This window comes from Pseudomonas sp. TH31 (assembly GCF_016650815.1).
Lineage (GTDB): Bacteria > Pseudomonadota > Gammaproteobacteria > Pseudomonadales > Pseudomonadaceae > Aquipseudomonas.
Window position 1 is genome coordinate 568033 of sequence record NZ_JAEKEZ010000029.1, and the last position, 25319, is coordinate 593351.

Here is a 25319-nt window from a genome sequence, read left to right on the forward strand (position 1 = left end):
TTGCTTTGAAATCTCACCGCTCAAACAACTCCATCTGCTCAAACCCGCCCCGTAAATCCTCCAGCCGCACCCCGATCCCCAACAACCGCACCGGTTTACCGCCGCGATTGAACGCCTGGGTCAGCAACAACTGGTAGCTCCCCAAATCCCGCCCCGCCCCGGCCTGCTCCAGCGTGGTTTGGGTAAAGTCATGGAATTTCACTTTGACGAACGGCTTGCCCGGCCGATAACTGCTGTCGATACGCGCCATGCGTCCTTTAAGGGTTTCCAGCAATTCAGGCAGCTTGTCCAGGCAGCTCACCAGATCCGGTAGATCCACGTCGTAGGTATTTTCGACGCTGATGGATTGCCGACGGTTGTCGTTATGCACCAGCCGCTCATCGATCCCACGAGCAAGGCTCCAGAGTCGCTCACCGAAACTGCCGAATTCGCGCACCAGCGCCAACTTGTTCCACTCACGCAACTGCGCGCAGTCATTAATGCCGAGCTTACTGAGCTTGTCGGCGGTCACCTTGCCCACACCGTGCAGTTTGCTCACCGGCAAACCACTGACAAAATCGTCGACCTGATCCGGCGTGATCACGAATAAACCGTTGGGCTTCTTCCAGTCACTGGCAATCTTGGCGAGAAACTTGTTCGGGGCCACGCCCGCCGAGACGGTGATGTGCAATTGATTGGAGACCCGGCGCCGGATGTCCTGGGCAATTCGCGTGGCGCTGCCGCCAAAGTGCGCGCAGTCCGATACGTCCAGGTAAGCCTCATCGAGGGAAAGCGGCTCGATCAAGTCGGTGTAATCACTGAAGATCGTATGAATTTCCTTCGATGCTTCTCTATAGGCGTCCATTCGCGGCTTGACGATGGTCAGGTCCGGACACAGCTTCAAGGCATGCCCGGAAGACATCGCCGAACGCACGCCATAGGCCCGCGCTTCGTAATTGCAGGTGGCGATCACCCCACGCCGGTCAGCCGACCCACCCACCGCCAGTGGCTTGCCGGCCAGGCGCGGGTCATCACGCATCTCGATGGCGGCGTAGAAGCAGTCACAATCGACGTGGATGATTTTACGCTGAGTCATATAAAGGCAGTGTTCATGGCAAGGAAATGACGTAATGACGAGCCGGACCGGCAGTATCTCACTGACACCTGTATATAGCACCAGTACTCTGAATCTTCTTATCCTCCCGCAGGAAAGGCCACATGAATTTATTTTCTCAATCGAAAAGCACCCACCGATAGAGCTGAAAGCCTTGCCACGCGTGCCTTACAGCGCAGTCACCCCTCCCCTTTTGCAGCTAAGCGATTGAACAGGAAGAGATTTTATCTAAATTGAAGGTTGACACACCAGCGCTGCGCTGTAGAATGCCGACACACAGACGCGGGATGGAGCAGTCTGGTAGCTCGTCGGGCTCATAACCCGAAGGTCGTCGGTTCAAATCCGGCTCCCGCAACCAAACATCAAAAAAGGCTACTCGAAAGAGTGGCCTTTTTTGTGCGCGTCTGTTTTGTACGATCGAACGCAGAAACAGACCGCTCATCTACGTACCAGGCAAAAACTAGAAATCGAAACTTATCGTCCCCCCACCACCGCTCGACACTAATTCACGCTTATTTGACCTGATTCAAAATTAACCACTGACACACCGGCGTTGAGCTGTAGAATGCCACCACACAGACGCGGGATGGAGCAGTCTGGTAGCTCGTCGGGCTCATAACCCGAAGGTCGTCGGTTCAAATCCGGCTCCCGCAACCAAACATCAAAAAAGGCTGCTCGAAAGAGTGGCCTTTTTTGTGCGCGTCAGTTTTGTACGATCGAACGCAGAAACAGACCGCTCATCCACGCGCCAGGCAAAAACAAGAAATCGTTCAGATTCCGAAACTTATCGCTCTCCCACCACCGTTCGACACTAATTCACGCTTATTTGACCTGATTCAAGATTAACCGTTGACACACCGGCGTTGCGCTGTAGAATGCCGCCACACAGACGCGGGATGGAGCAGTCTGGTAGCTCGTCGGGCTCATAACCCGAAGGTCGTCGGTTCAAATCCGGCTCCCGCAACCAAACATCAAAAAAGGCTGCTCGAAAGAGTGGCCTTTTTTGTATCTGTTGAAAAAGTCCTTTCGCAACAATGATCTGTCACTGTGCAGTGAACCGTTTGGGATCACCTGCAGTCTGAGTTCAGACTATGCTCTGTGCCAGGCAGGCCCTCTACGACCGATGACGTGCCATCACCCTAAACCAGTGAGAGGCGTTAATATTTGTGATTATTTTTTTCTACAGGGATTGGTAACTTGGCTCGATACCTCCATCCTGTCGCGCACAATCCAAGAGGTGATTGATGCGCGCCAACTCGTCTGATCCACAAGACACTGTCACAGCGACACAACCTATCAAGGCCGAGCGTTTGCGCTTGCTTGATCTGGTCAGCAAATACCGTCAGCCCATCGGGCTCGCGGTCACTTTGCTGTTGTTCGCTATCGCGCTGATTGCCTGTCGCCATCTATTAAGCGAACTCGATCTGTATGCGCTCCACGACTCTATTCTGGAAGTTCCGAAACCGGCATTGATGGGCGCATTGGGCGCGACCGTCGTCGGCTTCATCATTTTGCTCGGCTACGAATGGTCCGCCAGTCGCTATGCCGGCGTCACGCTGGCGCCACGCACCCTGGCGCTGGGCGGCTTTACCGCATTCGCCATTGGCAACGCCATCGGTCTGTCGATGCTGTCGGGCGGCTCGGTTCGCTACCGTTTATATGCACGTCACGGTCTGGGGGCTTCCGATGTCGCCCACATGACGCTGTTCGCCAGCCTCTCGCTTGGTTGCGCCCTGCCCCCGCTGGCGGCATTGGCGACCCTGAGTAACCTGCCTGCCGCGTCTGCCGCCCTGGGCCTCTCGGAGACCTTGCTGGGTGTGATTGCCGCTGCGGTGCTGTTGCTCACGACGGTGCTGGCGATCGGCATTTATCGCCGTCGCCTGCCGGAGCAACCTTACCCGGACAACCTGCTGGTCAAGGCCGGACGTCGCACACTGCGCCTGCCGGGGCGTCGCCTGACGTTCCTGCAACTGGTGATCACCGCTCTGGACGTGGCCGCCGCCGCGACCGTGCTCTATCTATTGCTGCCGGAAGCCCCGCCGTTCGGCGCCTTCATGCTGATCTATCTGCTGGCGCTGGCCGCCGGCGTACTCAGTCATGTGCCTGGCGGTGTCGGGGTATTCGAAGCGATTCTGCTGGCCGCGTTCGCCGACAAGCTCGGCGCAGCACCCTTGGCTGCTGCCCTGCTGCTGTATCGACTGATTTATGTGGTGCTGCCATTGCTGGTCGCCTGCCTGTTCTTGCTGATCAACGAAGGCCAGCGCCTGTTCCAGTCCCGTCAGTCGCTTCGGGCGGCCTCGGGTCTGGCGGCGCCGATCCTGGCGCTACTGGTGTTCATGTCCGGCGTGGTGCTGCTGTTCTCCGGTGCAACCCCGGAAATCGACACCCGACTGGAACACATCGGCTTTCTGATTCCGCATCGACTGATTGACGCCTCCCACTTCGGCGCCAGCCTGGTCGGCGTCTTGTGCCTGTTGCTGGCCCAGGGCCTGCGCCGCCGGCTGTCGGCCGCGTGGATGCTGACCACCATTCTGTTGCTGGTCGGCGCCGTGCTGTCGCTGCTCAAGGGTTTCGATTGGGAAGAAGCCTGCCTGATGACCCTGACCGCGAGCCTGCTCGGGGTGTTCCGCCGTTCGTTCTATCGCGCCAGTCGCCTGACCGAACTGCCGTTCTCGCCGCTGTATCTGGTCTCCAGCCTGTGCGTACTCGGCGCTTCGATCTGGCTGCTGCTGTTTGCTTATCAGGACGTTCCCTACAGCCATCAACTCTGGTGGCAGTTCACCCTCGACGCTGACGCGCCCCGTGGCTTGCGTTCGCTGCTGGGTGCCGCCGTGCTGCTGGTGGTGGTGTCGCTGACCTGGCTGCTGCGGACCGCGCGCCCGATCATCCACCTGCCGACACCGGACGAACTGGATCGCGCGGTAAAGATCCTGATGTCCTCGTCGCAACCCGACGGCGGCCTCGCACTGACCGGTGACAAGGCGTTGCTGTTCCACCCCAACGACGAGGCGTTTCTGATGTACGCCCGCCGTGGCCGCAGCCTGGTGGCGTTGTACGACCCGATCGGCCCGACCCAGCAACGGGCAGAGATGATCTGGCAGTTCCGCGACCTTTGCGACATCCACCACGCCCGCCCCGTGTTCTATCAAGTGCGCGCCGAGAATCTGCCGTACTACATGGACATCGGCCTGACCGCGATCAAACTCGGCGAAGAAGCCGGGTCGATCTGCATCGCTTTGATCTCGAAGCCAAAGGCAAAGAGATGAAAGACCTGCGCTACACCTGGAACCGTGGCACCCGCGATGGCTTGTCGCTGGAGATCCATGAGCCGGGGCAGGCACCGATGGATGAGCTGCGGGTGATTTCCGATGCCTGGCTGACCGGCAAGAATGTCCGCGAGAAAGGCTTCTCCCTCGGCCGCTTCAGTGATGATTACATCAAGCATTTCCGCGTCGCAGTGATTCGTTTCGAAGGACGCCCGGTAGCATTCGCCAACCTGCTCGAGACCTACGGCCATGACTTGGCCAGCCTCGACCTGATGCGCGCGCATCCGGACGCCCCCAAGCTGACCATGGAGTACATGATGGTCGGCCTGATTCAACATTATAAAAATCATGGATACGCGCGTTTCAGCCTGGGCATGGTGCCACTGTCGGGTCTACAACCCCGGCGCGGTGCGCCGCTGACCCAGCGTCTGGGCTCGATGGTTTTCCGCCGTGGTGAGCAGCTCTACAACTTCCAAGGCTTGCGTCGCTTCAAAGACAAATTCCAGCCTGACTGGGAACCCCGTTATATGGCCGTGCCCGCCGGACTCGATCCGCTCGTTGCCCTGGCCGATACTGCTGCCCTGATTGCGGGCGGCTTGACTGGATTGGTGAAACGCTGATGATTCAACGCTCCCTGCGGTACGTACTGGCCACACTGGTAGTGCTGGCCCTGATTCTCGGTGGTGGTTACTGGTACCTGAAACGCCCGGCACCGGAACCGACTCTCGAATTGCTGACGCCGGCTGACGGCGCAGTCATGACCCGAGTCATTCCCGGCACCCCGCCCAAGGCGCAGGTGCTGGTGGCGGTCACCGATGAACAAAAGCTCAATGACCAGCAACTGAAGGCCCTGAGCCGCAGCGGCTCGGCGCAGATCGTTCAAGTGATCCTGCCGAAAGACTGCCTGCTGCAAAGTCGCGCCCTGCAATCAGGCCTGCGCGAGCTTAAAGCCCCGGCGACCCTGGTCAGCGGCATTGGCCCCGGCGCCGTACTGGCCTGGCGCTGGTTGTCCGAACAGAAGGACGACAAGGCCCAAGCCGTTTCGGTGGACCTGGCCCTGGAAAAACCCGGCTGCACGCACCTGCTGCCCAAAAGCGCTGCCCACGGCCACTGGCTGGCGGCCTGGAATGACAACCCGGACGACACCAGCGCCGGTTTCGTGCGCGACCAACCAAATGCCGAAACCAGCATCAGCGACTACGACATCAACCTGCCGCAAGTGCTGAACAACGAACTGCGCAAAATCCTCGTCGGCACCGACAAGGGCAACGGCGGTCTGCAAATTCCGGTGGTTGAAGTCCCGGCCGGTCAGGCCAAGGACACCGTCACCCTGTTCCTCTCCGGTGACGGCGGCTGGCGCGATCTGGACCGCGATGTAGCGGGCGAGATGGCCAAGATCGGCTACCCGGTGGTCGGCATCGACACCCTGCGCTACTACTGGCAGCACAAGAGCCCGGAGCAAAGCGCGCTGGACCTGGCCGAGCTGATGCAGCACTACCGCCAGAAATGGGGCACCAAGCGCTTCATCCTGACCGGTTACTCGTTCGGCGCTGACGTACTGCCGGCGATCTACAACCGTCTGGCAGAGTCGGAACAGCAGCGGGTCGATGCAATCATCCTGCTGGCCTTCGCCCGCACCGGCAGCTTCGAAATCGAAGTTGAAGGCTGGTTAGGCAACGCCGGCAAAGAAGCCGCCACCGGCCCGGAAATGGCCAAGCTGCCGCCGGAAAAGTGGTGTGCATCTACGGCGCAGAAGAAGTCGACGAGAGCGGCTGCACCGACAAGACCGCCGTGGGCGAAGCGGTGAAGCTGCCGGGCGGCCACCACTTCGACGAGAACTACCCGGCGCTTGCACAGCGCCTGGTGGACATCATCGTCAAGCGCCAGGCCAAGGATGCGGCGACCCCGGACACCGCGGCTCAAGAGTGATCTGAACGACGCGTAACAAAAAGCCCCCGCAGCCTATGGTTGCGGGGGCTTTTTCATGAGCAGGATCTTTTGGCAATCAGTCAGGCACAAAAAACGCCTGAACTGTCCTCAGTCCCAGGACAAAGGACAGTGGCTAACCCAGACCAAATGCAAGGTCAATACGTACTATCACTGGAAAACTGGCAGCGCCTAAGTGGATTTCATGCGCTTGGTTCATCTGCTCAAGATCTCCAACAACTTTCAAAATCACTCCCCATGTTTACTTTGGTTTACTCAAGCTGTCGCAATATCGGATGACGTCCGCCAAGCTTGTAGGCAAACTCCTAGAATTGCGTAATGGGTGCATTTGAGCACTTTGCCGCCTTGTTGGCTTTCTCTTCGACGGGATACGCTCCGGATGTCGCTGCAAATGCAGTGATCGGGTGTGGTAACCCGGCCAGGCAAAGTGCAACAACGCTCCCATCACGACTTCAGGCGTTTTTTACGCCTGTAATCCCTTGTTATGGCGGCTGTACGTGGGAGACCTTCGGGTCTGCCGGTTCCTTTGCTCCCCCGGTTTACCACCCTGCGTACAGCTGCCACCCATTCGTGTGGTAACGAATGCGGCAGCTCCTCGTGTTAAGGAGCGAAACAATGAGCAAAACAAATCCATCCACACCTTCAGACCTGAAAACCATCGGCTTCACGCCTTTCATATACCGCTCAGACCAACCGCTGTTCCATGTCAGCGCCGGCATGCCGATTGGCGATGCCCTGGCACAAGCCTCCGACCTGCTGTCCCTCGCCAAATCACTTGCCGAGGATGCCGCCTACGCAACGGACACCGACCGTCACGCCTGGGCCGCGTATTACCTGACGGCCATGAGCAAGGCCGTGATCGATGATGTGGTGAAGGTGCTGACGCCCCGACCTGCGCGGACAAAGAGCGAATCCGAAGCAGAGCGGCCTGAAAGCAACTGAAGGCACAGAGACGAAAAAGCCGCGTAACCACGCGGCTTTTTCATATCTGCAAACATCACATTTTCCTTGTGGGAGCGGGCTTGCTCGCGAAGAGGCCGTGTCAGTCAACATCCAAGCTGAATGACACACCGCTTTCGCGAGCAAGCCCGCTCCCACAGTGGATCTTCATTGCCTTCAAGTGATGTTTCCTGACACAAAAAAGCCCCCGCTGCGTTAATGGCAACGGGGGCTTTTTGATGGGGCTTACATCTCTACCTGAGTACCCAGCTCAATCACCCGGTTCACTGGCAGCTTGAAGAAGCGCAGGTTGCCGTTGGCGTTTTTCAGCATGAAGGCGAACAGCGCCTCGCGCCAGCGGGCCATGCCTTCGAGTTTGGAGGCGATGACCGTCTCGCGGCTGAGGAAGTAAGTGGTACGCATCGGGCTGAAATCCAGCTCGTCGAGGTGGCACAGTTTCAGCGCTTGCGGCACGTCCGGCTCGTCGGTGAAACCGAAGTGCAGGATCACCCGGAAGAACCCCTCACCGTAGGAATCGACCTCAAAACGCCGTTGCGCCGGTACCCGCGGGATGTCTTCGTACACCACCGTCAGCAGCACCACTTGCTCGTGCAACACCTGGTTATGCAACAGGTTGTGCAACAAGGCGTGGGGCACGGCGTCCGGGCGCGCTGTCAGGAACACGGCGGTGCCCTGGACCCGATGCGGCGGCTGCACACGGATACTGCTGATGAAGATCGGCAGCGGCAGGCCGCCCTCGTCCAGTCGATCCACCAGCAGCTCTTTACCGCGCTTCCAGGTGGTCATGAGGATAAACAGCACGATCCCCGCCAACACCGGAAAGGCACCGCCCTGAATGATTTTCGGCACATTCGCGGCGAAGTACAGCCCGTCCACCAGCACGAAACCAATCAGAATCGGCACTGCCAGCACCGGTGGCCATTTCCACAGCAGCAACATCACCGCCGACACCAGAATACTGGTGATCAACATGGTCCCGGTCACCGCCACGCCATAGGCCGAAGCCAGGGCGCTGGAAGATTCAAAGCCAATGACCAGCAGGATCACCCCGATCATCAGCGCCCAGTTGACCGCGCCAATGTAAATCTGCCCTTGCTCGGCACTGGACGTGTGCTGAATGTGCATGCGCGGGATGTAACCCAGCTGGATCGCCTGGCGGGTCAGCGAGAACGCGCCGGAAATCACCGCCTGGGACGCGATCACCGTGGCCAGCGTCGACAGCACCACCAGCGGAATCAACGCCCAGTTCGGCGCCAACAGGTAGAACGGGTTACGCGCCGCTTCCGGATCACCCAGCAGCAAGGCGCCCTGGCCGAAGTAGTTCAGCACCAGCGCCGGCAGCACCAGGGCGAACCAGGCACGGGCGATCGGCTTACGACCGAAGTGGCCCATGTCTGCGTACAAGGCCTCGGCACCGGTCAGCGCCAGCACCACGGCGCCGAGAATCGCCAAACCCATGCCCGGATGCAGCGTGAAGAACCGCACGCCCCAGACTGGATTCAGTGCGTTGAGGACTTCAGGATGCTGAATGATGCCACTGACACCAAGCCCGCCCAGCACCACAAACCACAACACCATGACCGGGCCGAACAACTTGCCGATGCGGTCTGTACCGTGCTTCTGGATCAGGAACAGCGCCACCAGCACCACCAGCGATAGCGGCACGACCCAGCGTTCCAGCCCATCGAACGCCAACTCGAGACCTTCCACCGCCGACAACACGGAGATCGCCGGGGTGATCATGCTGTCGCCATAAAACAGCGAGGCACCGATCAGCCCGAGAATCACCAGCACCGCCCGCAGTCTCGGATAAGGCGAAGCGGCACGACGAGCCAGAGCGGTCAGCGCCATGATCCCGCCTTCGCCCTGGTTGTCGGCGCGCAGAATAAACAGCACGTACTTGATCGAAACGACCCAGACCAACGACCAGAAGATCAGCGCCAGAATCCCGAAGACCCCATCATGGTTGACTGGCACACCGTAATGTCCGGAGAAAACCTCTTTAAGGGTGTACAGCGGGCTTGTGCCGATATCGCCGTAAACCACCCCGACCGCCGCAACCAGCATGCCGATCGGTTTTGCCGTCGAATGCTCGCCGCCCGCCGCCTGACTACTTGCCTGCCCCATCCAAAACTCCTACTACTCAGAACCCGGACTTCTTATAAGAAGCACTATGCTTTGCCGTGCAGCATGCGCTGTTTTACTTCAGGTTACAGACGATTTGTTGACTGTAAAAATTCGGTAAAGCGTAACGGCGCGAAGCATAGCGCAGCACTCGTCGCATTTCCCTCATAATGCTGGTCAAGTGCGCGTCTCATCGCTAGAATTGCGCACTTTTTGATCAGAGGCGCATAAAACGTCCTGTCTCGTGAATCACTGCTGCTTTTTGACGGCGCCTGTTGTCGCCATGCTGCGTTGCCTGGCAACAACAGTCACTCGTCAAAAAACAGCGTATTCACGAGACAGGACGTAAGCGCCCGTTTGTCGCCTTGCCGCTCACGGCTGGAGGCGTCACAAATACCGAGGTTAGACATGTCCACCACTCCTGCGCCGGCCAATCCAAAGGTTGGCTTCGTATCCCTGGGTTGCCCCAAAGCACTGGTCGACTCCGAGCGCATCCTTACCCAGTTGCGCATGGAAGGCTATGACGTTGTGTCCACTTACGAGGATGCCGACGTCGTGGTGGTCAACACCTGCGGCTTCATTGACTCGGCCAAGGCTGAATCCCTGGAAGTGATCGGCGAAGCCATCAAGGAAAACGGCAAGGTCATCGTGACCGGCTGCATGGGCGTCGAAGAAGGCGCCATTCGCAAAGTGCACCCAAGCGTGCTGGCCGTGACCGGTCCGCAGCAGTACGAGCAAGTAGTCAACGCCGTGCACGACGCCGTGCCGCCGCGCCAGGATCACAACCCGCTGATCGACCTGGTGCCGCCGCAAGGCATCAAGCTGACTCCGCGTCACTACGCGTACCTGAAGATTTCCGAAGGCTGCAACCACAGCTGCAGCTTCTGCATCATCCCGTCGATGCGCGGCAAACTGGTCAGCCGTCCGGTCGGCGATGTGCTCGACGAGGCCCAGCGCCTGGTCAAGGCCGGCGTCAAAGAGCTGTTGGTGATCTCGCAGGACACCAGCGCCTACGGCGTCGACGTGAAGTACCGCACCGGTTTCTGGAACGGCGCGCCGGTAAAAACCCGCATGACCGAACTCTGCGAAGCCTTGAGTTCCCTCGGTGTCTGGGTTCGCTTGCACTACGTTTACCCGTACCCGCACGTCGATGAACTGATCCCGCTGATGGCCGCCGGCAAGATCCTGCCGTACCTGGACATCCCGTTCCAGCACGCCAGCCCGAAAGTCCTGAAAGCCATGAAACGTCCGGCCTTCGAAGACAAGACTCTGGCGCGGATCAAGAACTGGCGCGTAATCTGCCCGGACCTGATCATCCGTTCGACCTTCATCGTCGGCTTCCCCGGCGAAACCGAAGAAGACTTCCAGTACCTGCTGGACTGGCTGACCGAAGCGCAACTCGATCGCGTCGGCTGCTTCCAGTACTCGCCGGTCGAAGGCGCTCCGGCCAACCTGCTGGACGCGGCCATCGTGCCGGACGACGTCAAGCAAGACCGTTGGGACCGCTTCATGGCGCACCAACAAGCCATCAGCTCGGCGCGCCTGCAACTGCGCGTCGGCCGTGAAATCGAAGTACTGGTGGACGAAGTCGACGAGCAAGGCGCGGTTGGCCGCTGCTTCTTCGATGCCCCGGAAATCGACGGCAACGTGTTCATCGACAATGGCAGCAACTTAAAGCCAGGCGACAAAGTCTGGTGCAAAGTGACCGACGCCGACGAGTACGACCTGTGGGCTGAACAGATCTAAACGCAAAAAATACCAAAAGCCCCGCTCTCTTGACGAGATGCGGGGCTTTTTTACGTCTATCGTTTTCTGGAGAAAGGATTCGCATCATTCACAAAACGAGGGGCATCGGGCCATGCGCCGACATTCGGTCATCCACACACCGAAACAGAGCGACTACGAAGAGCTCACCCGGGTCTGGGAGGCCTCGGTGCGCGCCACCCATGACTTTCTGCCGGACAGCTACATCGAACTGCTCAAGAACCTGGTGCTGACCCGTTACCTCGACGCGGTGATGCTGATCTGCACCAAGGACTCGCGCCAGCGCATCACCGGGTTCGCGGGTGTGGCAGCGGGCAAGGTCGAAATGCTCTTCATCGACCCGGCCCATCGCGGCCAGGGGCTGGGCAAGCAACTGCTGCGCTATGCCCTGGAACACCTGAACGCCGATGAACTGGACGTCAACGAACAGAACCCGCAAGCGCTGGGGTTTTACTTCAAGCAGGGTTTCGAGGTGATTGGCCGCTCGGAAGTCGACGGCATGGGCCAGCCCTATCCGCTGTTGCACATGCGTATGCGCCAAAACCAGCAACACTCACGGCATGGCTGACACAACATAGAACGAGTGTGGGAGCGGGCTTGCTCCGGGCGGCGCTCCGACGAAAGCGGTGTGTCATCCAACAGATAAATTGACGGACCTACCGCTTTCGCGAGCAAGCCCGCTCCCACAAAAAGCCACATGAGGCAAATGGACCCGCGATTAACCGGCGCCCAGCAGGTACAATGCCCACCCCCTTTTTGTTACGGCCCTGTCATGACTGACCCGATTCGTCTCTCCAAACGCCTCATCGAACTCGTCGGCTGTTCCCGTCGGGAGGCTGAGCTGTTCATCGAGGGCGGCTGGGTCACCGTGGACGGCGAAGTCATCGACGAGCCGCAGTTCAAGGTCGACACCCAGAAAGTCGAGCTCGACCCGCAGGCCAAGGCCACCGCGCCGGAGCCGGTGACCATACTGCTGAACGTGCCCGTTGGCGTGGATGCGGAAACGGCGATGGCGACCATCAGCGCCGAGACCCTGAGCGAAGAACACCGCTTCAGCAAACGTGCGCTCAAGGGCCACTTCCTGCGCCTGACCGCCAGCACCGACCTGCAGGCCAACGCCAGCGGTTTGCTGGTGTTCACCCAGGACTGGAAGATCTTGCGCAAGCTCACCGCCGATTCTGCGAAAATCGAACAAGAGTATGTGGTCGAAGTTGAAGGCGAGATGGTGGCTCACGGCCTCAATCGCCTGAACCATGGCCTGACTTACAAGGGTAAGGAACTGCCGCCGGTCAAGGCCAGCTGGCAAAACGAAAACCGTCTGCGCTTTGCGATGAAGAACCCACAACCGGGCGTCATTGCCCTGTTCTGCCAGGCCGTTGGCCTGAAGGTCGTCGCCATCCGCCGCATCCGTATCGGCGGCGTGTCCATCGGCAAAGTGCCGCTGGGGCAATGGCGCTACCTGTCCGGCAAAGAGAAGTTCTAAGACTTTTCCCGCCGCCCTACATCTCGGCGCCGCTGTTTATGCGGCGCCCACTGCTGAATATCAGGATTGCACACCATGATTCACAACGACGTACTGCGCAGCGTGCGCTACATGCTCGACATCAGCGACAAGAAAGTCATCGAGATCATCAAGACCGGCGGCATGGATGTGTCCATGGAAGACCTGCTGACCTACCTCGATAAAAAAGAGGAAGACGAGGAAGGTTTCGTACGCTGCCCGGACGAGGTCATGGCGCATTTCCTCGATGGCCTGGTGATCTTCAAGCGTGGCAAGGACGAAAGCCGTCCGCCGCAGCCGATCGAAACGCCGGTGACCAACAACATCATCCTGAAGAAACTGCGCGTGGCCTTCGAACTGAAAGAAGACGACATGCACGCGATCCTCAAGGCTTCCGAGTTCCCGGTGTCCAAGCCTGAGCTGAGCGCGCTGTTCCGCAAGTTCGGCCACACCAACTACCGTACCTGTGGCGACCAGTTGCTGCGCAACTTCCTCAAGGGCCTGACCCTGCGCGTTCGCCCGCAATAAAGCGCCGCGGCCTGTAGGAACGGTGTGGAGGGCTGTGTAGGAACTGTGTAGTAGCTGTGTAGGAGCTGTCGAGTGAAACGAGGCTGCGATCTTTTCGTGTCCACTTGAGTTCCAAGCGAAAGATCAAAAGATCGCAGCCTCGTTTCACTCGACAGCTCCTACACAGCTCCTACAGAGCGATATGGCAATCCATTCCTCGCAAAAATAGTGGCTCCGCTTCCGGCGGCTGACGACTAGGGTGTATTGACCCTCAGCGCTCAGGATTTGCCATGCATCCCTACTTTTCCCTGCAAGGCCGCACCGCCCTGGTGACCGGCGGCACCCGTGGTATCGGCAAAATGATCGCCAAGGCTTATGTCGAGGCCGGCGCCACCGTGTACGTCTGCGCCCGAGATGCCGAGGCCTGCCTGCAAACGGCCGAGGAGCTGAGCGCGTTTGGTCGCTGCCACGGTCTGGCGGCCAACCTGGCCACCGAAGAAGGCGTGCTGCAACTGGCCACGCGGCTGGGCGAGCAGATCACCCATCTCGACATTCTGGTGAACAATGCCGGCACCACGTGGGGTGCGCCGCTGGAAAGCTACCCGATCAAGGGCTGGGAGAAGGTCATGCAACTGAACGTGACCTCGGTATTCAACTGCATTCAGCAGTTCTTGCCCCTGTTGAAAAAGTCCGGTTCGGCGGCAAATCCGGCGCGAATCATCAACATCGGCTCGGTGGCCGGGATTTCTTCCTTCGGTGAACAGGCTTATGCCTACGGGCCAAGCAAGGCTGCCCTGCATCAATTGTCGCGGATTCTGGCGCGGGAATTGGTCAGCCAGCACATCAACGTCAACGTGATCGCACCGGGGCGTTTCCCGAGCAAGATGACCCAGCACATCGGCAATGATGAGCAGGCGCTGGCGCAGGATACGGCGCTGATCCCAATGAAGCGTTGGGGCCGTGAGGAAGAGATGGCGGCGTTGGCGATCAGTCTGGCGAGTACGGCTGGGGCTTACATGACCGGGAATATTATTCCTCTGGATGGTGGGTTTAGTCTCTAGATCGCTGGTGCCTGCTGAAAAGATCGCAGCCTTCGGCAGCTCCTACGCCGAACGCATTCCCCTGCAGGAGCTGCCGCAGGCTGCGATCTTTTGATCTTTACATCGATTATCATGCCCGCCTCCTACCCCGCCTCGACCCCAAACCATGACCTACAGCGTTTCCCCGATCGGTTTCGTGCGCTCCTGCTTCAAGGAGAAATTCGCCATCCCGCGCCAACCGCAACTGGCCCCGGCCGCTCGCGGTGTGCTGGAACTGGTGGCACCGTTCGATCAAGGCGATGCGGTGCAAGGGCTGGAGCAGGTCAGCCATGTCTGGCTGCTGTTCCTGTTCCATCAGGCCCTGGAAGAAAAGCCACGACTTAAAGTCCGCCCGCCTCGCCTCGGCGGCAACAAATCCATGGGCGTGTTTGCCACCCGCGCGACGCATCGGCCCAACGGGATCGGCCAGTCAGTGGTCAAACTGGACAAGGTCGAAGCCAATCGGCTGTGGATTTCCGGTATCGACTTACTCGACGGCACGCCGATTCTCGACATCAAGCCCTACGTGCCTTACGCCGACATCATCGACACCGCCTCCAACAGCATCGCCAGCGCAGCGCCGCAGTTGATTCCCGTGCAGTGGGCGGATTCTGCGCTGCAACAGGCTCACGCACACGCTCAGCGCCTTGAAGAACCGTTGGTTGAGTTGATCGAGCAGTGTCTGGCGCAAGATCCACGTCCGGCGTATCAGATTCCTACGCCTGAGCGGGAATACGGCGCGCAGTTCTGGGATCTGGATGTGCGCTGGCATTACCCCGAAACCGGGGTCATCCGCGTCCTCGAAGTTATCCCGGTTCCCAACCTGTAGCGCTGCCGAAGGCTGCGATCTTTTGATCTTGCTCTTGTAGACAGAGGATCAAAATCAAAAGATCGCAGCCTTCGGCAGCTCCTACAGGGATTGTGCCCGCCATAAAAAAGCCCGCGTTACCTTAAGGCAGCGCGGGCTTTTCAGTGATGCGGCGTGCTTACTTCTCGACGAACGCGCGCTCGATCAGGTAGTCACCTGGCTCGCGCATGCGCGGCGAAACTTTCAGGCCGAAGCTGTTCAGCACTTCGCTGGTTTCGTCGAGCATGCTCGGGCTGCCGCACAGCATGGCGCGGTCGTCCTGCGGGTTGATCGGTGGCAGACCGATGTCGCTGAACAGCTTGCCGCTGCGCATCAGGTCGGTCAGGCGACCTTCGTTCTCGAACGGCTCGCGGGTCACGGTCGGGTAGTAGATCAACTTGTCACGCAGGGCCTCGCCGAAGAATTCGTTCTGCGGCAGGTGCTCGGTGATGAATTCGCGGTAAGCGACTTCGTTGACGTAACGGACGCCGTGGCACAGGATCACTTTTTCGAAACGCTCGTAGGTTTCCGGGTCCTGGATGACGCTCATGAACGGCGCCAGACCGGTACCAGTGCTGAGCAGGTACAAATGTTTGCCAGGCTTCAAGTCATCCAGCACCAGCGTGCCGGTAGGCTTCTTGCTGATGATGATCTCGTCGCCTTCCTTCAGATGCTGCAACTGCGAAGTCAGCGGGCCATCAGGCACCTTGATGCTGAAGAACTCGAGATGCTCTTCCCAGTTCGGGCTGGCAATCGAGTAAGCGCGCATAAGCGGGCGGCCGTTGGGCTGTTGCAGGCCGATCATCACGAACTGACCGTTCTCGAAGCGCAGGCCCGGGTCGCGGGTGCACTTGAAGCTGAACAGAGTGTCGTTCCAGTGATGAACACTGAGGACACGCTCGTGGTTCATGTTGCTCATGTACGTCGGACTCCTGGAGATTGGTCTGCGCGTGCTCTGCTAAAAATGAACGGCTGTGCGCAATTGCATCGCATTCTAATGGCAGCCACAATATCTGTTAACTGGATTATTAAGATAAGGGTTATCGGTTATATCGATATGCGATTTACTTTGCGTCAACTTCAAGTCTTCGTCGCCGTCGCTCAGCAGGAAAGCGTATCCCGTGCTGCGGGCCTGCTCAACCTCTCGCAGTCGGCGGCAAGCACCTCGATCACCGAGCTGGAGCGCCAGTGCAGCTGTCAGCTGTTCGACCGCGCCGGCAAACGGCTGAGCCTCAACGCCCTCGGCAAACAGTTGCTGCCCCAGGCGGTGGCCCTGCTCGATCAGGCCAAGGAAATCGAAGACCTGCTTAATGGCAAGTCCGGTTTCGGCTCGTTGGCGGTCGGTGCGACCCTGACGATCGGTAATTACCTGGCGACGTTGCTGATCGGCAGCTTCATGCAGCGCCATCCCGAAAGCCAAGTGAAGCTGCATGTGCAGAACACTGCCAACATCGTGCAGCAAGTCGCGCACTATGAAATTGATCTGGGTCTAATCGAAGGCGACTGCAGCCACCCCGATATCGAAGTGCAGAGCTGGGTCGAGGATGAGTTGGTGGTGTTCTGTGCGCCCCAGCATCCGCTGGCCAAACGCGGCACCGCGAGCATGGAAGAGCTGACCCATGAGGCCTGGATCCTGCGTGAACAGGGCTCTGGCACGCGACTGACCTTTGACCAGGCCATGCGTCACCATCGCAGCGCGCTGAACATTCGCCTGGAGCTGGAACACACCGAAGCGATCAAACGCGCGGTGGAATCAGGCTTGGGGATTGGCTGTATTTCGCGGCTGGCGCTGCGGGATGCCTTTCGACGCGGCAGTCTGGTCGCGGTGGAGACACCGGATCTGGATCTGGCGCGGCAGTTCTATTTCATCTGGCACAAACAGAAATATCAGACGTCGGCGATGCGCGAATTCCTCGATCTGTGCCGCGCCTTCACCGCCGGGGTTCAGCGCAGCGACGAGATCGTACTGCCCACCATCGCTTAAAGCAGAATCACCGCCCACACCAGCGCAATCATGCTCAACGCCACGAACTGCGCGGCGCTGCCCATGTCCTTGGCGTTCTTGGACAATGGGTGCAATTCAAGGGAAATGCGGTCGATGGCCGCTTCTACCGCCGAATTGAGCAACTCGACGATCAACGCCAGCAGACAAACGGCGATCAACAACGCCTGTTCGACGCGGCTGACGTTCAGGAAAAATGAAATCGGAATCAGGATGACATTGAGCAACACCAATTGCCGAAAAGCCGCTTCGCCGGTAAAGGCTGCGCGCAGGCCATCCAGCGAGTAACCGGAGGCGTTAAGGATGCGTTTTAGGCCGGTCTGGCCTTTAAAAGGTGACATATCGTAGGCAACTGAACCAAAAAGGAGTGGGAAAGCTAGAGTAACGAAAGTCAAAAAAGCGTGAACAGGCCACGCCTTAGTGACTCGAAATTGACTCAAGTTGTTGCAAGAGTAACGCCGCCTGGGTCCGGGTCCGCACATTCAACTTGCGGAAAATCGCCGTCACGTGAGCCTTGATCGTCGCTTCGGACACGCTCAGCTCATAGGCAATCTGCTTGTTCAGCAACCCTTCACAGACCATTGTCAGCACCCGGAACTGCTGGGGTGTCAGACTCGCCAAGCCTTCACTGGCAGCCTTCGCCTCGGCCGAAACGCTGACCGCTTCAAACGCCTGTGGCGGCCAGAACACGTCGCCATCGAGTACCGCACGCACGGCCTTTTGAATAACGCTCAGGTCGCTCGACTTGGGAATGAAACCGCTGGCGCCGAACTCACGAGACTTGACCATGATCGAGGCTTCTTCCTGGGCCGAGACCATCACCACCGGAATCTGCGGGTACTGACCGCGCAACAGCACCAGCCCGGAAAAACCGTAGGCCCCCGGCATGTTCAGGTCCAGCAGCACCAGGTCCCAGTCGGCCTTTTCGTCCAGGCGGGTTTCCAGCTCGGCAATGCTCGCTACTTCAACCAGACGGACGTCCGGGCCCAGGCCCAGGGATAACGCTTGGTGCAGGGCACTACGAAAAAGAGGGTGGTCGTCGGCAATCAGGATTTCGTATGTGGCCATTTTTCAAATGATCCTGTTTTTATGGGACGCCCGATGCATTCGGGCCTCGCCAAAACAACTCGAGGTACAGCCACGGAGCTGCACCAACAGGGCACGTTCAACGCCAATCACGTGGCTATCACGTAAAGAATACGGCGTATCAAACCTTGGCCGCGCCCTAATCGGCGCCAAGCATGCCCAGCGAAGCCGGGGTGGTCAAGTTGCGTGGCCCGCCCCGCTGTTTGCAGTATGGGCGACTCTCAGCACATCACCGGCGCCGCGCCTTGAACGAAGGGCATCAGTTCAGCGTGGGCCGGGGTTGAAACGTTCATATCCAGTTGGCGCTTGGCGTCCAGGTAATGCTGGCTGAACACATCGAAGTAAGCGTCCAGTGCCGATGCCGCGTCGCTATCCCCCGCCAGATCCAGGCACAGCGCCGCCACTTCGGCGGTGCACAGATGCTCGCTGCGGGTCGAGCGGCGCAAGCGGTAGCGGGAGAGTTTTTCGGGCAGCAGGCTGAGGATCGGCAGCCGGTCAAAGTACGGGCTTTTGCGGAAGATCTTCCGCGCTTCAGTCCAGGTGGCGTCCAGTAGAATAAACAGCGGCCGCCTGGCGCTATCGACTTCGACCGTATTCGTTACCCGCTCAGGCTCGACATATTCGCCCGGAAACACCAGGTAAGGCTGCCATTGCGGGTCGGCGAGCAGATCCAGCAGTTGCTGATCGACTTCGGTACGCGACCAGATGAACGCATGGTTGTCGCGCACCACATCAGCAATCAGCCAGCCGGTGTTGCTCGGTTTGAACACTTCCTTGTTGGTCATGATCAGGCACACGCCGGAGCGGGTCTCGACCTGCGGGCGCCAGGCGCACAGGCAATGGCTCTCGATCACCCGGCAGGCACGGCAACGGGTCGCGCGCCAGCCACGGGCCTGAATCGGCTTGATGCCGGCCTCTTCGCGCTCATCGCGCAAACGGGCTACGGCGTTTACCGCAAAGTCAGCAGGGACGCAAGTCATCGCAGGCACCGCCGACAGGTAAGGAAAATCGACACAAAAAGCACTCGGCAAGGCAGAAAGTGCCGGCAGTTTACCAGAGCAACCCGTGCAAGCCTGTACCGTCCGGGCTTGCTCCCCTATAATTCGCCGCCACTGAACGCACAGTCATGTGGCTGGTCGAACCACCAGTCACTGAACCAGGAGAGTTTCATGCTGCGCCTTATCGTTCCCACCGCTGCCATTTTGCTGGCGTCGTCCTTCAGCGCTCAGGCTGCTTCCTTAAGTGAGCAGAATCTCAACAGAGAGCTGCGAAACGTCGCCGCACAAAGCAGCGCCGGCACGCCACGGGCGATCAACGAAGACATTCTTGATCAGGGCTACACCGTTGAAGGCAACGTGCTGATCAACCACCTCAGCGTGCAAAGCAGCCACGCAGAACAGATGCGTGCCGACCCGAAAGCGGTGTACTTCCAGTTGGGAGCCTCCGTATGCAACAACCCTTCGTTCCGCAAACTGATGGCCAAGGGCGCAGTCATGCGTTACGACTTCACTGAAGTGAAGACCAACCGTTCGGTCGGTTCCGCCAGCTATCAGGAATCGGATTGCCCGAAAGCCACACCTGCGAAGAAGAAGTAACTATCGAGCATTAGCGCGCCGCTGTTCATCTTCGGCGCGCAGTTCTGCCAGCAAGGCCTGCAAATACCGCGAACGGCGCTCGCCGCCGCCCAGACGCCGGCAGCACTCCTCTTCAAGACTCAAATGATTGGCCTCGGCTGACGACTTCAACAATCGATACAGTTGCGCATCGATCTCCAGAATGACTCTGGCCATGATTTCCCGCCTCCCTGCACACTCAATTCCCTGAACTGCGCGAACCTTGCGTACCGCCTTTGACGCAAAGTTGCCGTGTGACACCTGTCACTTAGTAAATCAGAGCCGCAGCCACCGGGCTTGCCTTCAGACGAGCGGTGAAACTACGTTGCGAATCGTCAATAAGCAGTTGCCAGGAAAGACTTTGCGGCGCAATGATCAAGCCAGCGCAAATCACCGCGAAGGTCTAGATTCAGAGTAGTCATGTTCACTTTTCAGGGCCACAAAGGGGCCGCCCGTTTCGCGTCTTGTTGTGCGAATGTTTCTTTCATCCAAGGGAAAAACAGAGCCTGTATGGATGACTCGATTGCAACTCGGGTCAGGTGGAACGCCCAGGCAAGGGCTTGGGCAGACAACGACACATGGAGTGTCGCGGCGACGACGGTTTTGTCGGAGCCAAGGGTTCTGTGCATAAGGAGAAGTTGAATGCCTTACCAACCGAACGACCTCCTCAGCCGTCATTTTGAAGAAAGCGGCCACGACCTCACCAGCAAGGTCGAAGAGCAACTCAACCTGGTTTCACCCAACAGCCCCAACATCCCGATTTACCGCGACATGATCCTGACTGTGCTGCGCATGGCCCAGGAAGATCACAACCGCTGGAACGCCAAGATCACCCTGCAAGCCCTGCGCGAACTGGAGCACGCTTTCCGTGTGCTGGAGCAGTTCAAGGGCCGGCGCAAAGTCACTGTGTTCGGTTCGGCCCGCACACCGGTCGAACATCCGTTGTATGGCATGGCCCGAGAGCTCGGCGCCGCGTTGGCGCGCTCGGACCTGATGGTCATTACCGGTGCCGGTGGCGGCATCATGGCGGCAGCCCATGAAGGCGCCGGCCTGGAGCACAGCCTCGGGTTCAACATCACGCTGCCCTTCGAGCAGCATGCCAACCCTACTGTCCAGGGCACCAGCAACCTGCTGTCCTTCCACTTCTTTTTTACCCGCAAGCTGTTCTTCGTCAAGGAGGCCGACGCGCTGGTCCTGTGCCGGGCGGTTTCGGTACGCTGGACGAAGCGCTGGAAGATGCTGACCCTGATCCAGACCGGCAAAAGCCCACTGGTGCCAGTGGTGTTGCTGGATACGCCGGGGGCAAGTTCTGGCAAGGCGCACTGGACTTCATCCACCATCAACTGGAGGAAAATCGCTACATCCTGCCCACCGACATGAAGCTGGTGAGCCTGGTCTACAGCGCCGAAGAGGCGGTGGAACAGATCAACCAGTTCTACAGCAACTTCCACTCCAGTCGCTGGCTTAAGCATCAGTTTGTGATTCGCATGAATCACAAGCTAAGCGACGGGGCGCTTGAACATATGCAGACGGCATTCGCCGACCTGTGCCTGAGCGACCACTTCCATCAGCATGCCTACGCTGGTGAGGAGCACGATGAGCCGCAGTTCAGCCATCTGGCGCGACTGGCCTTCACCTTCAACGCTCGTGATCATGGGCGCTTGCGGGAGTTGGTGGACTTTATCAACCTGCCGGAGAACTGGGCACAGCCCAAACCCCAGGCACAGCAGCGCACTCGGGAACCGTCCAAAGTGACCTGAATTAAAGGCAAAAAAACGGCCCGCTATCGAAATAGCGGGCCGTTTTTATTTAATCGTCCATTCCACGACCGCTGAACAAGCGGTTGATCATTTCCATGGAAAACCCCCGATAAGCCAGGAAACGTCCTTGCTTGGCACGCTCGCGCATGTCGATCGGTAAATGCCCGGCAAATTTACGTCGCCAGGTGTCTTCCAGTTGTTCGTGCCAGTTGATACCGCTCTCGCGCAAGGCGAGCTCGATATCGGGACGTTGCAGGCCACGCTGGCTCAGCTCTTCACGAATGCGCAAAGGGCCGTAACCGGAACGGGCACGGTAGGAAACGAAGCTTTCGAGGTAACGGGATTCGGACAGCAGCCCCTCTTCCGTCAGCCGGTCGAGTGCGGTGTCGATCATTTCAGGGAGAGCGCCGCGCTGACGCAATTTACGCGTCAGCTCGACTCGACCGTGCTCGCGTCGTGCGAGCAGGTCCATTGCGGTTCGCCGCACCGCGACGAGTGTATCGAGTACGGCGGTCATCGGATCAATCAGATGTCAGCGTCAGCCAGGTCATCAGCAGTCTCTTTGACTGGCGATGCTTTGACGTCCGGCGCTGGCGTCAGCAGTTTGTCGCGCAGTTGCTTCTCGAGCGTTGCGGCGATGTCCGGATTGTCCGCCAGGTACTTGGCTGAGTTGGCCTTGCCCTGACCGATCTTGGTGCCGTTGTAGGCATACCAGGCGCCGGACTTCTCGACGAAACCGTGCAGAACACCCAGGTCGATCATCTCACCGTTGAGGTAGATGCCTTTGCCGTAAAGAATCTGGAACTCGGCCTGACGGAACGGCGAAGCCACCTTGTTCTTCACAACCTTGACGCGGGTTTCGCTACCGACAACCTCGTCACCTTCTTTCACCGCGCCGGTACGGCGGATGTCCAGACGAACCGAAGCGTAGAACTTCAGCGCGTTACCACCGGTGGTGGTTTCCGGGCTGCCGAACATCACGCCGATTTTCATACGGATCTGGTTGATGAAGATAACCAGGCAGTTGGCGTTCTTGATGTTACCGGTGATCTTACGCAGCGCCTGGGACATCAGACGGGCTTGCAGGCCCACGTGCATGTCGCCCATTTCGCCTTCGATCTCGGCCTTAGGCACCAGGGCAGCTACGGAGTCGACGATGATCACGTCAACCGCGTTGGAGCGCACCAGCATGTCGGTGATTTCCAGGGCCTGCTCGCCGGTGTCCGGCTGGGAAACCAGCAGGTCGTCGACGTTGACGCCCAGTTTGCCGGCGTACTCAGGGTCGAGGGCGTGTTCGGCGTCAACGAATGCACAGGTCGCGCCGGCTTTTTGAGCCTGGGCGATCACGGACAGTGTCAGTGTGGTTTTACCGGAGGATTCAGGACCGTAGATTTCAACGATACGGCCTTTTGGCAGACCGCCAATGCCGAGCGCGATGTCCAGACCCAGAGAGCCAGTGGAAATGGCCGGGATCGCCTGACGGTCCTGATCGCCCATACGCATTACGGCACCCTTGCCGAATTGACGTTCGATCTGACCCAGGGCCGCAGCCAAGGCTTTCTTCTTGTTGTCGTCCATTAAAGTCCTCACGTAATCAATAAGGCCTGACGGCCAACACCTGTATAAGTAGCCAGTATTATTCCACAGCGATTCAGGATCGCCTACCCCTGATTTGAGATTTCTCCAGCGGCATGGCGCAGCAGCCCCTCTAGCGCGGCCTTCACCGTTTGTCGGCGGACCTCGTCACGGTTGCCGGGGAAGTGCTGGACCTCGCTGAACACCTGTTCGCCGACGCCCCAGGCCAGCCAGACCGTACCCACCGGTTTGCTCGGGGAACCGCCATCCGGCCCCGCGACACCGCTGACTGCCACGGCAAACCGCGCGTGGCTTTTGTCCTGCGCGCCACGAACCATGGCCTCGACCACCTCGCGACTGACCGCCCCCACTGTCGTAAACAGCTCCCGGGTACATTCAGTTGAAGATTTTTCTGGCGGTTGGAGTACGTCACGTAGCCGGCCTCGAACCACGCCGAGCTCCCGGGAATGCGGGTGATCGCCTCGGCGATCCCGCCACCGGTGCAAGACTCTGCGGTGGTGACGTGGGCATTGAGAACCTGCAAGCGTCGGCCAAGTTCAGCGGCCAGCTGGGTGATTTCTTTCACGGTCCTCTCCTGATCAAGCTCAATGGAACCACCGTACACGAGCACATCGCGCTTGCAAGCCGCGGTACCGATCAAAATGTTAGCGAACGATAGCGCTGATATAGGCCTGACAAGCCTGCAAGGCAATCAATCCGCTGTCCCCGGCGTCGGTGATGGCGACAATTCGTTGAGCATGCGCCGGGTCAAGTCGGGCTCGCGGGGCGCCATGATCCACGCCGCTGGCTCCGGAGGCAGCTGGCACTGCACAGGTTGCGGCAATATCATTGGCGTCGAGGAGGACTGACAAGCGCACATCAGCAGTGGCAAGACGATCGCGCAGGCGACCTTGATCACGTTGGGCATCGCTAAGCGCTCGATAATGGGTTTGTTCACTGGCCGACAGCCGTTGTTCCAGGGCCAGGCGCTTGTCCTGCGCGGCCTGTTGTTGCATTGCAGCGACCTGGGTTAGCTGGTTCAACGTCTCGGCCTGCAACCTGGCCTGCTCAGCCAATTGCCGGCCATAGCGCCAGTCTTGAAAGTGCCAGGCCAGCGCTGCCGAAAAGCCGGCTAACACGACGATGCCAATCACCCGCCAGGACATCAGGCCGAAGGCTGGCATAGCACCGCCCTCGCCCGCGCCCAGAGTTGCAGACGATCTTCGAGCCCGTTCAAGCCACCGTTGATCCGGCGAGTGATGCTGTTGAACTGGTCGCGGTCGGCCAATTCATTCAAGCCGTTCAACTCCCAGAACCACGCTGCCGATTCGGCGGCCCATTGCGGTTGCTCCAGCAATTCAGGCAACGACAGCAGACGCTCGTCGCCGAACAGGCCGAGGCTGCATTGCTGGTAGTTGTTGCGCCCGGTGATCTGGATCAGTCCACGGCCACGGTATTTCTGGCCATCACCATCGGCTTCTGGGGTGTTGCCCAAACGTAAAGCCAGGGTACCGGTGTCGTACTTGCTCAGGTATTGGTTGTTACCCAGTTCGCGCACGTACTGCAATTGCCCCGATTCGTGACCGACTTGCGCGAGGAAAGCGGCGATGCGTTTTGGGGTGTTGATGTTGCGGTGATTCATGGCGGTGTTGAGGGCGCAAATGAAAACGCCCGCTTGGGAGCGGGCGTTGGGCATGATGCTTATTAGTTGGTCATTTGTGACAGACATTTCCATCTATCCACTCTTTAGCGTTAAAGGAGGGTTAGTGACTTTTCAGAAGAGTCTCTTCAAGCCATTGCGGTTCGACTGGGCGATAGTCGACTTCAGGGAAGTTCTGTGCTGAAGGCCATTCCCGCAGCAGTTGCCTATAAGCCAGCAACTCTTTGAACTCCACAGAACTCAAGGTGGTACCTTCGCCCATTTCCAGCTCTTCACCATCACGGGCGACCAGCCATTGAGTCAGCTCAAGCGCCTTGTTTCGCCAGGCCCTCTCAATCGAGTCATTGGTTTGTACGGCCAGTAAAATCCGCTCCGGACGCCCGTCACTGTTTAAGGAAAGAACTGTTCCTTTGGGAGCATTCGACATCAGCGCCGAGTACTCGCCTTCACTTACTTCAAACGCATCCGAGGGTATCGTTGCACCGTGTAAATTCGAATGATAAAAGCCAGAAGTCGCAGGAGAAAAATAATACAT

The 25319-nt window shown here is 58.9% G+C and carries 22 protein-coding genes, 3 tRNA genes and 5 pseudogenes; 17 read left to right on the forward strand and 13 right to left on the reverse strand.

Annotation, left to right across the window (positions count from 1 at the left end; all coding sequences use genetic code 11):
* Window positions 1-13: 13 nt before the first annotated feature.
* Window positions 14-1075: a DNA polymerase IV gene (dinB, locus tag JFV26_RS22055; protein WP_201195421.1), complete on the reverse strand. Its 1062-nt coding sequence runs from the start codon at window positions 1073-1075 to the stop codon at window positions 14-16.
* 299 nt (window positions 1076-1374) lie between these two features.
* Between dinB and JFV26_RS22060 the strand changes: the two genes are divergently transcribed.
* From JFV26_RS22060 to JFV26_RS22085, 6 genes and pseudogenes are all read left to right on the forward strand, one after another.
* Window positions 1375-1451, forward strand: a tRNA-Met gene (locus JFV26_RS22060).
* Between the two features lie 222 nt (window positions 1452-1673).
* A tRNA-Met gene (locus tag JFV26_RS22065) sits at window positions 1674-1750 on the forward strand.
* A gap of 233 nt (window positions 1751-1983) precedes the next feature.
* Window positions 1984-2060: transfer RNA gene (locus JFV26_RS22070), tRNA-Met, on the forward strand.
* Between the two features lie 1966 nt (window positions 2061-4026).
* Window positions 4027-4979, forward strand: a pseudogene (locus JFV26_RS35005) (phosphatidylglycerol lysyltransferase domain-containing protein).
* Window positions 4979-6288 (forward strand): annotated as a pseudogene (locus tag JFV26_RS22080) (AcvB/VirJ family lysyl-phosphatidylglycerol hydrolase). The pseudogenes JFV26_RS35005 and JFV26_RS22080 overlap by 1 nt, the downstream one beginning before the upstream one ends.
* 633 nt (window positions 6289-6921) lie before the next feature.
* Entirely contained in the window at window positions 6922-7248 is a 327-nt protein-coding gene (locus tag JFV26_RS22085) for a DUF3077 domain-containing protein (RefSeq protein ID WP_201195423.1), read from the forward strand.
* 243 nt (window positions 7249-7491) lie between these two features.
* Here JFV26_RS22085 and JFV26_RS22090 read toward each other — a convergent pair whose 3' ends face one another.
* The gene (locus tag JFV26_RS22090) at window positions 7492-9393 is read right to left on the reverse strand and encodes a potassium transporter Kup (RefSeq protein ID WP_201195425.1); all 1902 of its coding nucleotides are present in this window, start codon (window positions 9391-9393) and stop codon (window positions 7492-7494) included.
* Between the two features lie 405 nt (window positions 9394-9798).
* On the opposite strand from JFV26_RS22090, the gene rimO reads away from it, so the two are divergent.
* The 6 genes from rimO (at window position 9799) to tsaA (ending at window position 15070) form a co-directional block, all read left to right on the forward strand.
* Window positions 9799-11136 (forward strand): 30S ribosomal protein S12 methylthiotransferase RimO, encoded by a 1338-nt coding sequence (gene rimO / locus JFV26_RS22095; RefSeq protein WP_201195426.1) that lies wholly within the window; start codon window positions 9799-9801, stop codon window positions 11134-11136.
* Between the two features lie 112 nt (window positions 11137-11248).
* A complete protein-coding gene (locus tag JFV26_RS22100) occupies window positions 11249-11722 on the forward strand; it encodes a GNAT family N-acetyltransferase (RefSeq protein WP_201195428.1) in 474 nt (157 codons plus the stop codon).
* 204 nt (window positions 11723-11926) lie between these two features.
* The gene (locus tag JFV26_RS22105) at window positions 11927-12637 is read left to right on the forward strand and encodes an rRNA pseudouridine synthase (RefSeq protein WP_201195430.1); all 711 of its coding nucleotides are present in this window, start codon (window positions 11927-11929) and stop codon (window positions 12635-12637) included.
* Between the two features lie 75 nt (window positions 12638-12712).
* On the forward strand, window positions 12713-13183 hold the full coding sequence (locus tag JFV26_RS22110) for a DUF1456 family protein (protein WP_054615966.1): 471 nt from the start codon (window positions 12713-12715) through the stop codon (window positions 13181-13183).
* Window positions 13184-13452: 269 nt separating this feature from the next.
* Window positions 13453-14223, forward strand: a complete 771-nt coding sequence (locus JFV26_RS22115) for an SDR family oxidoreductase (RefSeq protein WP_201195432.1) — start codon at window positions 13453-13455, stop codon at window positions 14221-14223.
* Window positions 14224-14368: 145 nt separating this feature from the next.
* Window positions 14369-15070, forward strand: a complete 702-nt coding sequence (gene tsaA / locus JFV26_RS22120) for a tRNA (N6-threonylcarbamoyladenosine(37)-N6)-methyltransferase TrmO (protein ID WP_201195434.1) — start codon at window positions 14369-14371, stop codon at window positions 15068-15070.
* Between the two features lie 157 nt (window positions 15071-15227).
* On the opposite strand, the gene fpr is transcribed toward tsaA, so the two are convergent.
* Entirely contained in the window at window positions 15228-16007 is a 780-nt protein-coding gene (fpr, locus tag JFV26_RS22125) for a ferredoxin-NADP reductase (RefSeq protein WP_003443014.1), read from the reverse strand.
* A gap of 138 nt (window positions 16008-16145) precedes the next feature.
* On the opposite strand from fpr, the gene JFV26_RS22130 reads away from it, so the two are divergent.
* The gene (locus tag JFV26_RS22130) at window positions 16146-17072 is read left to right on the forward strand and encodes a LysR family transcriptional regulator (RefSeq protein ID WP_201195435.1); all 927 of its coding nucleotides are present in this window, start codon (window positions 16146-16148) and stop codon (window positions 17070-17072) included.
* On the opposite strand, the gene JFV26_RS22135 is transcribed toward JFV26_RS22130, so the two are convergent.
* From JFV26_RS22135 to JFV26_RS22145, 3 genes are all read right to left on the reverse strand, one after another.
* Window positions 17069-17431: a diacylglycerol kinase gene (locus tag JFV26_RS22135; protein ID WP_046029258.1), complete on the reverse strand. Its 363-nt coding sequence runs from the start codon at window positions 17429-17431 to the stop codon at window positions 17069-17071. The two genes, JFV26_RS22130 and JFV26_RS22135, sit on opposite strands and share 4 nt — an antisense overlap.
* 76 nt (window positions 17432-17507) lie before the next feature.
* Entirely contained in the window at window positions 17508-18158 is a 651-nt protein-coding gene (gene erdR, locus JFV26_RS22140) for a response regulator transcription factor ErdR (RefSeq protein WP_201195437.1), read from the reverse strand.
* Window positions 18159-18397: 239 nt separating this feature from the next.
* A complete protein-coding gene (locus JFV26_RS22145) occupies window positions 18398-19156 on the reverse strand; it encodes a tRNA-uridine aminocarboxypropyltransferase (RefSeq protein WP_201195438.1) in 759 nt (252 codons plus the stop codon).
* A gap of 189 nt (window positions 19157-19345) precedes the next feature.
* Between JFV26_RS22145 and JFV26_RS22150 the strand changes: the two genes are divergently transcribed.
* Window positions 19346-19771 carry a PA3611 family quorum-sensing-regulated virulence factor gene (locus JFV26_RS22150; RefSeq protein WP_201195439.1) on the forward strand — a complete coding sequence of 142 codons (426 nt, stop codon included), beginning with the start codon at window positions 19346-19348 and terminating at the stop codon, window positions 19769-19771.
* On the opposite strand, the gene JFV26_RS22155 is transcribed toward JFV26_RS22150, so the two are convergent.
* Entirely contained in the window at window positions 19772-19966 is a 195-nt protein-coding gene (locus tag JFV26_RS22155) for a hypothetical protein (protein WP_201195440.1), read from the reverse strand.
* Window positions 19967-20740: 774 nt separating this feature from the next.
* On the opposite strand from JFV26_RS22155, the pseudogene JFV26_RS35010 reads away from it, so the two are divergent.
* From JFV26_RS35010 to JFV26_RS35020, 3 genes and pseudogenes are all read left to right on the forward strand, one after another.
* Window positions 20741-20929 (forward strand): annotated as a pseudogene (locus JFV26_RS35010) (SLOG cluster 4 domain-containing protein); the annotation flags it as partial.
* A 56-nt stretch (window positions 20930-20985) separates the two neighbouring features.
* Window positions 20986-21156 (forward strand): annotated as a pseudogene (locus JFV26_RS35015) (cytochrome D ubiquinol oxidase subunit II); the annotation flags it as partial.
* A 9-nt stretch (window positions 21157-21165) separates the two neighbouring features.
* Window positions 21166-21549, forward strand: a complete 384-nt coding sequence (locus JFV26_RS35020) for a hypothetical protein (RefSeq protein WP_446739944.1) — start codon at window positions 21166-21168, stop codon at window positions 21547-21549.
* Window positions 21550-21598: 49 nt separating this feature from the next.
* On the opposite strand, the gene recX is transcribed toward JFV26_RS35020, so the two are convergent.
* From recX to JFV26_RS22190, 6 genes and pseudogenes are all read right to left on the reverse strand, one after another.
* On the reverse strand, window positions 21599-22066 hold the full coding sequence (gene recX, locus JFV26_RS22165; protein ID WP_201195441.1) for a recombination regulator RecX: 468 nt from the start codon (window positions 22064-22066) through the stop codon (window positions 21599-21601).
* An 8-nt stretch (window positions 22067-22074) separates the two neighbouring features.
* Window positions 22075-23127: a recombinase RecA gene (gene recA, locus JFV26_RS22170; protein ID WP_162439102.1), complete on the reverse strand. Its 1053-nt coding sequence runs from the start codon at window positions 23125-23127 to the stop codon at window positions 22075-22077.
* 83 nt (window positions 23128-23210) lie between these two features.
* Window positions 23211-23755: pseudogene (locus tag JFV26_RS22175) on the reverse strand (CinA family protein).
* Between the two features lie 34 nt (window positions 23756-23789).
* A complete protein-coding gene (locus JFV26_RS22180; RefSeq protein ID WP_201195442.1) occupies window positions 23790-24308 on the reverse strand; it encodes a lysis system i-spanin subunit Rz in 519 nt (172 codons plus the stop codon).
* The gene (locus JFV26_RS22185) at window positions 24290-24853 is read right to left on the reverse strand and encodes a glycoside hydrolase family 19 protein (RefSeq protein WP_201195443.1); all 564 of its coding nucleotides are present in this window, start codon (window positions 24851-24853) and stop codon (window positions 24290-24292) included. Before JFV26_RS22185 ends, JFV26_RS22180 begins: the two co-directional genes overlap by 19 nt.
* A gap of 34 nt (window positions 24854-24887) precedes the next feature.
* Window positions 24888-25319: a hypothetical protein gene (locus JFV26_RS22190; protein WP_201195444.1), complete on the reverse strand. Its 432-nt coding sequence runs from the start codon at window positions 25317-25319 to the stop codon at window positions 24888-24890.

Bases quoted from the DNA above. Each gene is read 5' to 3' on its own strand.
- JFV26_RS22130 (WP_201195435.1), top strand. From the start codon at position 16,146: ATGCGATTTACTTTGCGTCAACTTCAAGTCTTCGTCGCCGTCGCTCAG.
- JFV26_RS22145 (WP_201195438.1), bottom strand. From the start codon at position 19,156: ATGACTTGCGTCCCTGCTGACTTTGCGGTAAACGCCGTAGCCCGTTTG.
- JFV26_RS22150 (WP_201195439.1), top strand. From the start codon at position 19,346: ATGCTGCGCCTTATCGTTCCCACCGCTGCCATTTTGCTGGCGTCGTCC.
- JFV26_RS22090 (WP_201195425.1), bottom strand. From the start codon at position 9,393: ATGGGGCAGGCAAGTAGTCAGGCGGCGGGCGGCGAGCATTCGACGGCA.
- JFV26_RS22190 (WP_201195444.1), bottom strand. From the start codon at position 25,319: ATGTATTATTTTTCTCCTGCGACTTCTGGCTTTTATCATTCGAATTTA.
- JFV26_RS35020 (WP_446739944.1), top strand. From the start codon at position 21,166: ATGAAGCTGGTGAGCCTGGTCTACAGCGCCGAAGAGGCGGTGGAACAG.
- dinB (WP_201195421.1), bottom strand. From the start codon at position 1,075: ATGACTCAGCGTAAAATCATCCACGTCGATTGTGACTGCTTCTACGCC.
- recX (WP_201195441.1), bottom strand. From the start codon at position 22,066: ATGACCGCCGTACTCGATACACTCGTCGCGGTGCGGCGAACCGCAATG.
- rimO (WP_201195426.1), top strand. From the start codon at position 9,799: ATGTCCACCACTCCTGCGCCGGCCAATCCAAAGGTTGGCTTCGTATCC.
- JFV26_RS22115 (WP_201195432.1), top strand. From the start codon at position 13,453: ATGCATCCCTACTTTTCCCTGCAAGGCCGCACCGCCCTGGTGACCGGC.
- JFV26_RS22100 (WP_201195428.1), top strand. From the start codon at position 11,249: ATGCGCCGACATTCGGTCATCCACACACCGAAACAGAGCGACTACGAA.
- JFV26_RS22180 (WP_201195442.1), bottom strand. From the start codon at position 24,308: ATGCCAGCCTTCGGCCTGATGTCCTGGCGGGTGATTGGCATCGTCGTG.
- fpr (WP_003443014.1), bottom strand. From the start codon at position 16,007: ATGAGCAACATGAACCACGAGCGTGTCCTCAGTGTTCATCACTGGAAC.
- erdR (WP_201195437.1), bottom strand. From the start codon at position 18,158: ATGGCCACATACGAAATCCTGATTGCCGACGACCACCCTCTTTTTCGT.
- JFV26_RS22135 (WP_046029258.1), bottom strand. From the start codon at position 17,431: ATGTCACCTTTTAAAGGCCAGACCGGCCTAAAACGCATCCTTAACGCC.
- JFV26_RS22105 (WP_201195430.1), top strand. From the start codon at position 11,927: ATGACTGACCCGATTCGTCTCTCCAAACGCCTCATCGAACTCGTCGGC.
- tsaA (WP_201195434.1), top strand. From the start codon at position 14,369: ATGACCTACAGCGTTTCCCCGATCGGTTTCGTGCGCTCCTGCTTCAAG.
- recA (WP_162439102.1), bottom strand. From the start codon at position 23,127: ATGGACGACAACAAGAAGAAAGCCTTGGCTGCGGCCCTGGGTCAGATC.
- JFV26_RS22185 (WP_201195443.1), bottom strand. From the start codon at position 24,853: ATGTCTGTCACAAATGACCAACTAATAAGCATCATGCCCAACGCCCGC.
- JFV26_RS22110 (WP_054615966.1), top strand. From the start codon at position 12,713: ATGATTCACAACGACGTACTGCGCAGCGTGCGCTACATGCTCGACATC.
- JFV26_RS22085 (WP_201195423.1), top strand. From the start codon at position 6,922: ATGAGCAAAACAAATCCATCCACACCTTCAGACCTGAAAACCATCGGC.
- JFV26_RS22155 (WP_201195440.1), bottom strand. From the start codon at position 19,966: ATGGCCAGAGTCATTCTGGAGATCGATGCGCAACTGTATCGATTGTTG.